The sequence below is a fragment of the Serratia sp. A07 genome, assembly GCF_058725505.1.
On the sequence record NZ_JBZXDO010000075.1, the window covers coordinates 1 to 6424 of the forward strand.

Consider the following 6424-nt stretch of genomic DNA (forward strand, 5'->3'; position numbering starts at 1 on the left):
CACATGCGACTCTTTCTCGCCCCGATTCATGGTTAGGAAACTCAAAAAGGGGCGATTGAGTTTCCTAACCATGAACGGGTGAAGCCTTCGCTCAGCCATAGTGGGCCATCGACCGAACATGTTACGATAGCGCCATGAAAAAAAATCCAACACCCCATGATGCCACTTTCCGGCAATTTCTGACGCAACCCGAGATTGCCCGCGACTTCATGGACATTCATCTACCGGCCGAACTGCGGGCCATCTGTGACCTCAGCACGCTGAAGCTGGAGTCCGGCTCCTTTGTCGAAGATGACCTGCGCCAGTATTTCAGCGACGTGCTCTACAGCCTGAAAACCAACGACGGCGCTGACGGTTACGTGCACGTGCTTATCGAGCACCAGTCCAGCCCGGATAAGCACATGGCGTTTCGCCTCATTCGCTATGCGGTCGCCGCCATGCAGCGTCACCTTGACGCCGGCCACAAAACGCTGCCGCTGGTCATTCCGGTACTGTTCTACACCGGCAAACACAGCCCGTACCCTTACTCGACAAACTGGCTGCAGGAGTTTGATGATCCAACGCTGGCCGGGAAACTGTACACCGACGATTTTCCGCTGGTTGATGTGACGGTCATTCCCGACGAAGAGATTATGGGCCACCGCAGCATGGCTGCACTGACTCTGCTGCAGAAACATATTCGCCAGCGCGACCTGGCCGAACTGACCGACAGGCTGTCCGCCATTCTGCTGGCCGGCTATCTCTCTTCGCCACAGGTGATTTCGCTGATACACTATATTATCCAGGCCGGTGAATCGGCGAATGCAGAGGAATTTGTTCGCGAACTAGCCCTGCGGGTTCCGCAACATGAGGAGGAACTGATGACCATCGCACAACAGCTTGAACAAAAAGGTATCGAGAAGGGTATCGAGCAAGGTATCCAGAAGGGTATCGAACAGGGTATCCAGAAAGGTATCCAGTTGGGTGAACAGCGCGGTATTGAAAAAGGTGAGCGTGAAGCCTCACTGAAAATCGCCCGCACCATGCTGGCCAATGGCCTCGATCGCGACGCGGTGATGAAAATGACCGGGCTGACCGCTGACGACCTGGCCCAAATTCGCCACTAATCCTTTGCGTTGAGGGGCAGGGCAGCCATTGACAGATAAAACAACATCCATTTCCCCGGAAAACACCACCACAGCGCTCAGCCATCTGGCGTTCATGGTTAGGAAACTCAATCGCCCCTTTTTGAGTTTCCTAACCATGAACAAAGCACGCTCCAAACCTATTCCATTAAAGTTAGTTACATCTTTTTATATGAGAATCCCTCTATAAAAAGTAGTTTCTTAGACTGCATCTTAATGGTTGGGTGGTGGGTGTAACATTTAAATAACTATAGATACCAATCAATTCTGTTGATTAATGAAGACCCTTGTTACAAGGGTCTTCATTAAAAAATAACACTGTTACTTAACTAATTTATTTTACTTCTATCCTCTTGACTTCATTATGGGATCTCTGAAATTTCTTTCACTTCAGACTGGTTAATTTGCTGTTTGACGCCATTAGCATCGGTGTAGCCTACCAAGCCTGCGCTGGTTTGGGCCGGTTTAACTTTACTGACTATAGTACGGCCGTCATGTGTATAGATGGCATAACTTGAACGTGTGCATCCCGATAGGGCCATGATGGAAAAAATGACGGTCGCAGCGTACATTAGCGATTTTCTCATAAGTCTCTCCTTAACTGCATGAACATAGCTAAAATTGCACTCAATCTGATTAGGTCTCTTGGTAACGCTAAACCAGCCTCAGCTTCGAATATGACGGGCATTCGTCTTTACGCCCCACAATCCGGCCAACGCACTGATGATTGCACCAAGAAGCAAGGCAAAGAATGACCACAGAGCCGCACGCGCCAATGCATCTGCAGCTGCAGCAGCCTGCTCACGGGCTTCCTGTTTAAGCTCGGCATACTTTTGCTTCGCCTCATTAATTTTCGCTTCAGCTTCATCGAGACGTTGCTTAACGATTTGAGCTGTTTTTTCTTTAGTATCGATCAAGTTAGTGACTGTTTTATCAACCTCTGCAGGAGTCATGTCGGTGTTTTCACTCAGCGCTTTTTTCAATGAGTCCTGGTTGACATCCTGAGTAATTGCATCCGCACGCTTTTTCAGCTTACTAATCAGTTTCTGCATGATAGCGTCATTGCTATCAGGCTGGTTGAAGAAAGCCTTAATCGCATCACTCAAATCCGCTTTAGCACCATCAAGCTGCTGCTGCATAAATTCTGGCTGCAACGAAGGTATATCGCTCTTTTTCAATGCTGCTACCACATCCGATTTTAGGTTTTCCGGCTCAAGTTTTGTGTCGATGTCCAGCTGGTCAAAGAGATTTTTTCCCACATTTGCCACTCCGGAAGCACCGTTTCCAAGCGCAGAGCCTGCACCTGAAAGCAGGCTACCTGAGGTAGAAGCTATGGCGCCGAGCGCATTACCAGTCATCTTAACGGCTGAGCCAACCAACAAGGTTCCCAGAACTGCAGCAACAATGAGCGCTGTAGCCCACACCAGGAAGCCATGAATGAGACCATCATTTGCTGCCAGACGACCGGCGACGAAAGCGCCGATGGCAAGACTGACAATAATCGAGATTGCAGACCAGACGGCAACGGTGGTTCCCGCTCCATTTACCGGATCGTCCGAAGCCGGGTCAACAATGGAAAGCCCAAGACTTGTACCCAGCGTTGACAACAGTAATGACACGGCCAATACAGTGATCACACCGCCTATTACGCTACCCCATGATATTTTTTTTTCAACAACCATCCCATTTTCCATTTTCATTTACGATCCTTTTCATGTTGTTAACATTGTGTTAAGTTTGCTGAAAGAGATGCCACAGTCTCAATCGAGCCATAACAAACATAGCAATAATAATCAGTTATGCCAAATCTACGGAGGAAAATTATTACTTCAAATGCTATAACAATGAATAGTACTTAAAGAGAGAATTTAACCTCGCCGTTATTTAATATAAAACTTAATTTTCCATTCCAAAATTCCGCAAGAAAAACCGCGTGAGGATCTATACCAGCGTCCTTTAATTTACAGGCAAGCCATGCTTCATCTTTCTCTATCGAACTGAGTTCAGCAATCCTGGCCTTACCATCTTTCATTACGATAACTGAAGGCATCTTGGCGTCATCGCATACAACCGTTATTTGACCATTTGGCTCTATCTGCGCATAAGTGACTTCCTGGAAGGATGGGATCCCTTGCGCATGAAGTTGAGAGGAGACATTCAATATATCAATTATATTTCTTTTACTCGAAATGGCATCAATAAGAAAGCGACCCTCTTTGATGATCGGTATTGGCTGACCTATAGTAACAGTGCGAAAAAAGTGTATGCGCTTACTTAATGCATTCAATAACGAGATAAGAAATACGCCGATAAAGAGTACCAGTACATATTGATGCATAGGTATTGAATCGCTATAGATCACACCACCAATAATTCCACCCAGCACGAAATTGCCGATGAAGTCTACGGGGGTCATCTGGGAAAGCTGAGTTTTACCCGATAGATTTAGATGAGTAATTACAATAACAAAACCTATTATAAACTTAACAAGTGTATAACCATAGTATTCCATAACGACAATCCTGTTGATCCTCATTGGTAGGGCTCCCTTAAATGAGAGCCCAAGTTAGTACTACTTTAGCCAGCAATTTCCTGTGCTACGCTTTCTCTGGACCAAATACGATGTCCTTTCATAGCATTACAAAATGCCTCAGCCAAATCCGCAGCCTTATCCCCCACGATAATACCTTCATCTGGTTTGGGCAACGGCAATGCATCATATAGCTTAAACGCTTTACCTTGCAGCCCTATCGCTTTCAGATGTTTAAATGCTTGGATCACGTAATGTTTGGCGTTGCCGTTTTTCATCAAGGAGTCAATGCTGCCTTCTCCTTCCGGTATGATAACGGCATCCACCATCACAGATGGATTGCCTTCTATGGTACCGTCGACCTCTATTTCATTATCTTGCAGAGAAGTTATTCTACCTAAGTGCGGAGCAAAAACCTTTCCATGAATACCATGTTTTTTAAGGGTTTTCATAATATTATCAATAGATTCCCCACAAACACCATCGGCAGCAAGAATAGCCACTTGGCGTGATTTGAGTATCTGATGATGCCCATCGTACATACTTAATGAACGATCTTTAGATATCCCGTTGACGGGGCCAGGTAATGGATGCTTCAGTTGTTCTTGGCTCAATCTTATGCCAAGATTATCAGCGACAGATTGGGCCAACTGGTGATCAATATAAGTAAGTTGATCAACCACACGTTCACGTATCCAAGGGCGCACAACCTTACCCAATTCGAAACTGAACCCTCCGACAATATGATTTTGTTCCACTTTGGTTTGGCTCAGCCAAAATAGACGTGGCTGAGAATAGAAGTCAACAAAAGTGCTACTCCTTCTGCGGGTCTTTTCACCATTTATTGGTTGCGGGTAGGTTGCAAACCCGCCCTTTGCCGGGGGGGTTTCTCTTGGCCAATTGTTATTTATAGAGTTAGGCTCGTAATTGGCTGTTCCAGAAATGCTCATACGATGCATCCCATCACGCTGATGGTTGTGGAAAGGACAAATTGGTTTATTAATAGGAAGTTCGTGGAAATTTACTCCTCCCAATCGGCTGATTTGGGTATCAATGTAAGAGAAGAGGCGCCCCTGAAGTAGTGGGTCATCAGAGAAGTCTATACCTGGAACGATGTTACCAGGACAGAATGCTACCTGTTCGGTTTCACTAAAGTAATTATCTGGATTGCGATTCAATACCATTTTTCCAACGAGATGAACGGGAACCAAAGACTCTGGGATCAACTTAGTTGGATCAAGTATATCAAAATCGAATTTATATTCATCTTCCTCTGGAATTATCTGCAACCCAAGTTCATATTCAGGATAGTCACCCGCTTCAATGGACTCCCACAACTCACGGCGATGAAAATCTGGATCGCGGCCTGTCAGCAATTGAGCTTCATCCCATATTAGAGAGGAGACGCCATATACAGGCTTCCAATGGAAACGTATAAAGTGGCACTGGCCTTCAGCATTGATCATTTTATAGGTATGGATGCCGAATCCCTCCATCATACGGTAGCTACGGGGAATGCCGCGATCTGACATTGCCCACATAACGTTATGCAGTGTCTCTGGCTGCAGTGAGATATAATCCCAAAAAGTATCATGCGCGCTTTGACCCTGGGGTATTTCATTATGAGGCTCTGGCTTCACCGCATGGACAAAGTCCGGGAACTTAATCGCATCCTGAATGAAAAATACGGGCGTATTATTACCTACGAGATCAAAATTGCCTTCTTTAGTATAGAATTTTGTTGCCCAGCCTCGAATATCTCTTACCGTATCAGCAGAGCCTCGGGAGCCCTGGACGGTAGAAAAACGCACAAAGACAGGTGTTTTAACACTGGGATCCTGAAGGAATTCGGCAGTGGTATAGGAGGCTAGCGATTCATAGACCTGAAAATAACCATGTGCACCCGCACCTCGTGCGTGGACTACCCTTTCGGGAATGCGCTCATGATCAAAATGTGTGATCTTTTCTCGCAGAATAAAGTCTTCAAGCAAGGTTGAGCCGCGAGTTCCTGACTTTAGTGAATTCTGATTATCGGAAATCTTCACGCCCTGATTCGTGCGCAGCGACTCTCCCTGAGGATCAGACCGAAATTTATCTAACTGTTTGAGCTTCTCGTTTCTATTCTTAGGTGTCTTATCAGAACCCGGCATCATGGGTTCCGCTCCCGGGGGACTTATACTCGCAAGGGGTTTAATTACCTTCTCGACGGGTGCAGTATCTTCATAGTGTGGTTCAACTGTAGAGATTGTCTTATCATTACTTCCGTTAGAAGTAAAATCAGTTTTGTTTTTCTTCATCACAAAAACCTCCATTCAAATAAAAACAATTAGTTAGGAGCAACCAAGCATTAACCACACCTACAGCATAGTTAATACATTATGGACTTGGTAGTTTTTTACGCATCATACAACGCAACGAAAGCAAAAAATTAACGTAAAATTAACATTAATTTAAAAGGTTTTATTTTTAAATATTCTACGGAGGTTATGGTCAGAGCTTAAGGTTTCAGAAATAAGGTGGCGTTACGCAAAAATGCCGCATCATATATTCCATAAATCGAGATCTATTGACTTAAGTAAAAATTGCAGGCAGGTAAAGTAAGAGAGGGGCTTTTAGAAGATTGGCGTAGCAGGCGCGCATATCAGTTATAACCTTAATGGCCAACCGATTGAATTGTTAGAACCAAAAGTATCGAACGGTAGCACGCCTACGGCGTGAGCTCGTCTGCTGCGCAGCCGAAGTCCTTTCCACCCTCATCGCCGTATTTTAT

5 protein-coding genes are annotated in these 6424 nt (G+C 45.3%); 1 reads left to right on the top strand and 4 read right to left on the bottom strand.

Going from position 1 to position 6424, the window contains the following annotated elements; genetic code table 11:
* Window positions 1-134 precede the first annotated feature (134 nt).
* Window positions 135-1106, top strand: coding sequence for an Rpn family recombination-promoting nuclease/putative transposase (locus AC4PR2_RS27160; RefSeq protein ID WP_492175812.1), 972 nt, complete (start codon window positions 135-137; stop codon window positions 1104-1106).
* Window positions 1107-1486: 380 nt separating this feature from the next.
* On the opposite strand, the gene AC4PR2_RS27165 is transcribed toward AC4PR2_RS27160, so the two are convergent.
* From AC4PR2_RS27165 to katE, 4 genes are all read right to left on the bottom strand, one after another.
* Window positions 1487-1711, bottom strand: coding sequence for a YgdI/YgdR family lipoprotein (locus AC4PR2_RS27165; protein ID WP_042785961.1), 225 nt, complete (start codon window positions 1709-1711; stop codon window positions 1487-1489).
* 78 nt (window positions 1712-1789) lie between these two features.
* Window positions 1790-2824 (bottom strand): YrzE family protein, encoded by a 1035-nt coding sequence (locus AC4PR2_RS27170; RefSeq protein WP_342123335.1) that lies wholly within the window; start codon window positions 2822-2824, stop codon window positions 1790-1792.
* Between the two features lie 155 nt (window positions 2825-2979).
* Window positions 2980-3636 carry a DUF421 domain-containing protein gene (locus tag AC4PR2_RS27175; protein ID WP_492175814.1) on the bottom strand — a complete coding sequence of 219 codons (657 nt, stop codon included), beginning with the start codon at window positions 3634-3636 and terminating at the stop codon, window positions 2980-2982.
* A gap of 65 nt (window positions 3637-3701) precedes the next feature.
* Complete coding sequence (gene katE / locus AC4PR2_RS27180; protein ID WP_492175815.1) at window positions 3702-5954, bottom strand: catalase HPII; 2253 nt, start codon at window positions 5952-5954, stop codon at window positions 3702-3704.
* Window positions 5955-6424: the final 470 nt, after the last annotated feature.

Excerpts from the sequence above, each read along its gene's own strand:
- AC4PR2_RS27160 (WP_492175812.1), top strand. The coding sequence starts at position 135 with ATGAAAAAAAATCCAACACCCCATGATGCCACTTTCCGGCAATTTCTG.
- AC4PR2_RS27165 (WP_042785961.1), bottom strand. The coding sequence starts at position 1,711 with ATGAGAAAATCGCTAATGTACGCTGCGACCGTCATTTTTTCCATCATG.
- AC4PR2_RS27170 (WP_342123335.1), bottom strand. The coding sequence starts at position 2,824 with ATGAAAATGGAAAATGGGATGGTTGTTGAAAAAAAAATATCATGGGGT.
- AC4PR2_RS27175 (WP_492175814.1), bottom strand. The coding sequence starts at position 3,636 with ATGGAATACTATGGTTATACACTTGTTAAGTTTATAATAGGTTTTGTT.